2 protein-coding genes are annotated in these 3,681 nt (G+C 56.8%); both read right to left on the reverse strand.

What is annotated here, in order from left to right:
* On the reverse strand, nucleotides 1-1,315 hold a 1,315-nt coding region (locus J2Z75_RS29080), incomplete at its 3' end, for a putative bifunctional diguanylate cyclase/phosphodiesterase (RefSeq protein ID WP_327791315.1).
* Nucleotides 1,316-1,475: 160 nt separating this feature from the next.
* Nucleotides 1,476-3,416: a diguanylate cyclase gene (locus J2Z75_RS29085; protein WP_327791316.1), complete on the reverse strand. Its 1,941-nt coding sequence runs from the start codon at nucleotides 3,414-3,416 to the stop codon at nucleotides 1,476-1,478.
* Nucleotides 3,417-3,681 lie beyond the last annotated feature (265 nt).

The following is a 3,681-nucleotide window of genomic DNA, read 5'->3' on the forward strand; positions in this document are numbered from 1 at the left end:
AACTTTTGTCAATCTTGATCTTGTCGAATTTGTACCGAGCCAGCTGTGCCAAGCTGGAATACCCGGTGCCAAAGTCGTCGAGCGCGATTTGGATCCCAGCGTTGTGCAGATCGTCGATGATCGCGGCAGCCAGATCCGGATCCTCAATCAATGCATTTTCGGTGATTTCCACTTCCAGGCGTGCGGGAGAAAGTCCGGCCGCCCTTAGAATTTCCAGAATTCGTGACGTGAGCAGCCGGTCCTCCATCTGAACGGGGGACAAATTGAAGGAGAGAACGATGTCGTCCGACCACAGTTTTGCGTCTTCACAGGCCACCTTCAAGAGCTGCTGAAACAGTGTGGTAATCAAGCCTGTCTCCTCGGCGATCGATATGAAAAGTTGCGGCGAAACACTGGCGCCGTCCTCTTCCGTCCAGCGTGCGAGGGCTTCAAAGCCACAAACAGTGCCTGAGCGAAGATCGATGAGAGGTTGATAAAAGGGCTTGATGCGTCCGGCTTCAATCGCATCTCGCAGCTTGCCCTCGAGTTTGGCTCGCGCCGATACCTTCAGCTGCATGTCCTCGTGAAACAGAAAGGACGTGTTGGCACCTTTGCTCTTTGCCTCATAGAGGGCGATATCCGACTTGTGGCAAACATCCTGTGGTAAATCGCCATGCTCCGGCCAGCGGGCATATCCGATGCTTGCGCCGACCTGACACCAGATCAGGCCCACCTGGATCGGTCGGGTAACGGAATGAATGACCAAGCTGGCAAAGCGCTCTTCCTTCTCGGGCGCCAATCCCCTCGCGACGACGATGAACTCGTCGCCACCAAAACGGAAAACGCAGCCTTCGGCAGCAAATTCCGCCAGGCGTTTTGAGACCTCCCGCAACAACTGATCTCCGCCTTGATGGCCGACAAGGTCATTGACCTTCTTGAACCCGTCGAGGTCGACCGAGAAAATAGTCGCAATCGGCAGACGGTGGTCCTCGTCATCCAAGGGAGGTTGCAAAATTTCGAATTTTTCGAAGGCGTATCGATTTGGAAGCCGCGTTAAATGGTCATGCGTGGCAATCCAGTGTGCCCGTCGGCCATGTTCGTGTTGCCGCTGCATCTCTTTGCGCAGATCAAAGATCCGGAACATCGAATAGACAAAACTCGCAAGACCAACGATTGAGACGCTGAGGACGAGGACGTCGATCGCGGCGATACTCAGACGCCGGAAGGCGCTGAAGATCTGAATATGCCAGATGTACCCGACGCTCCACAGAACCAGCGCACTCGCGGTCAACGCAAGGAGTTGCTTTCCCGCTCTGCTCTCGAAAAACTCAGGCACTGAACTTTCTCCATGGCTGCGCGTCGAAACGATGAATTGTGATTGTGAAGATGCCTATAGCCTTCCTAGTCACCTCAGGGCTGCAAGCCGAATTGCCAGTTCCTGTCAGCCAAATCCCCATGCTCGCCATGCCAAGGGAAGAGAGCAAACCTCCCTCCGTCTATGCACGCACCACCGCCGCATCATCCGACGGATCGCAGCTTCTCACGCAGTCGCGTCCCGCAGCCTTCGCAGCGTAGAGCGCTTCGTCGGCAGATCCCAGTAGATCCCTCTTGCCGCGGACGCCGGCCGCATTCATCGTGGCTATTCCGACGCTCACAGTCACCCGCCCCTTTTCACTGCCGACATGCTCGATTTCCATACTCCGGACCTGGGCGCAAAGAAGTCTTGCCACTGACAGAGCAGCGGCTTTGTCACATTGGGGAATGATCACTGCGATCTCCTCGCCGCCGTATCGTGCAACGATACTGCGAGGATAGGACGCAACAATTTCGGCTACGCGATTTGCAACCCTCTTCAGACAGGCGTCGCCAACCGGATGTCCGTAGGTGTCGTTGTAGGCCTTGAACTTGTCGACATCGATCATGAGAAGGCTTGGCCCGGCGACTGTCTGCGAACTCCGAGAGACGAGGTCGTCCAGCGCTTCATCGAATGCTCTCCGATTGAGCAGTCCCGTCAGGCCGTCAGTATGTGCCATGACCTTAAGCCGCTCGTTCAAGGTACGAAGTTCCTCCTCAGTGCGCTTGCTCGTCGTTATGTCGGAAAATACGATCAAACTCCCACCTTCCTCGGTTACGCGGGTGCGCGCTTCGATCCAGCGTCCATCCGCAAGCCGCATCTGGCGGTCGCCAGGACTTAGAATTGCAGCCGCCGATCTCTCGATTATGTCGTCAATGTCCCCACCGACAGGCGCTTCCTCACCGCGTTCTATAGCGGCTCGAATGATTGCCCTCAGGCAGGTCCCGGTCGACCGCACATCAGCCGTAAGAGGAAAGAGTTCGAGGTATCGCGCATTGTTGAAGACCTGCGCTCCTTTCCGGTCGAACATGGCCAGACCATCAGCCATGCTGGCCAGCGCGTCCGCCAGATGTCGCTGGGTTTGCGCCAACTCGCTTTCCAGCCGTTTCCGGTCGGTGATCTCCCGATTGTGCGTGATCATGCCGATCGGTTTGCCATCGTCATCGTCGAAGGGTGCTTTTAACGTGGCAAGCCACGTTTCCACGCCATCCGCGCGGGTGAAGCGCTGCTCGATGAGGATGGGCTTGCCGTCGCGCAGAAGAGCCTCTTCATCCGCCCTGAAAACCCTTGCCGTTTCCTGCGGAAAGAAGTCGAAGTCGGTCTTTCCGATCAGGTTAGCAGCGGTCCCGGAACTCATCAGCGCTGCCGTCGCTGGATTGGCGGCGATAAACCGCCCCTTAAGATCCTTGGCGTTCAGACAGTCGGGAAGAGCCTCTATGATCGCGCGGTAGATACGGTTCAGGGTGGTCGCCTCCTGCCGCTTCAGCTCCTGAGAAATCGCAAAGCTTGAGATCATGGCGGAAACGAAAAGCAGCAATGCGAACGGCGCGACAACGGATGGCATGACGACCGGCCATTGATCGAAAGGCACCTTGACGAAAAATCCGGCCGTACCGCTGAAGACCACAGCGAGCGACACCACGCAGATACTCCGGCCGTCCGGAATGCCGCGGATGAACCGGTGGGCAATCAGTCCGCTCGCTGTCGCCATGAATATCAACGGCAGCGCCACGGAGAGTCCGGTTCCGCCGCTCATGACGCGGCGACCGACGGCCACGACAAAGGGAGCGGCCGCAGCGACGGGGCCGCCGAACAGGCCAGAGATCGCCAGAAGTGTGTAACGAAGATCGAGCAAGACGCCGGGATGAAACTGAAACGGCAACGACATCGCTCCGAGCGTTCCGCACGCCATGATTCCACCGAACGCTGCCGACCTTGACCGAGGCATGAAGCGCGTCACGTGTCGATGTCCGAATGTCCACAGCGATGTCGTTATGGCGACTATCGCAAGGTTGGCAGCCAGTTCATTCCAGGGGTTCATTGGTATCGCGTTCCTGACGCTGCGTTCGTCCCCGCCAAACATAGCCCTGTGGTCTGAACGAGTCGTTGAGACTGGCAGTAAAATTAGGGGCTAACTCGCGACGATTTGACAATGGATTCGACTTCGTCTCTCGCGTGCATCAGTTTTGGAGTGATTGGTTTTCGCATCACGCGCCTTACAGGCGACGATATGAAACCCATCAATCAATGTCACATGCGCGTCAGAACCGACCGAGATACAGCGGTCAAGTACTATTGCGAGAAAAGCCTCTTCAACGTCGGACTGAATTCCTCGAACGAAATTACGG

Source organism: Rhizobium herbae, assembly GCF_017873135.1.
Taxonomy (GTDB): Bacteria; Pseudomonadota; Alphaproteobacteria; order Rhizobiales; family Rhizobiaceae; genus Pararhizobium; species Pararhizobium herbae.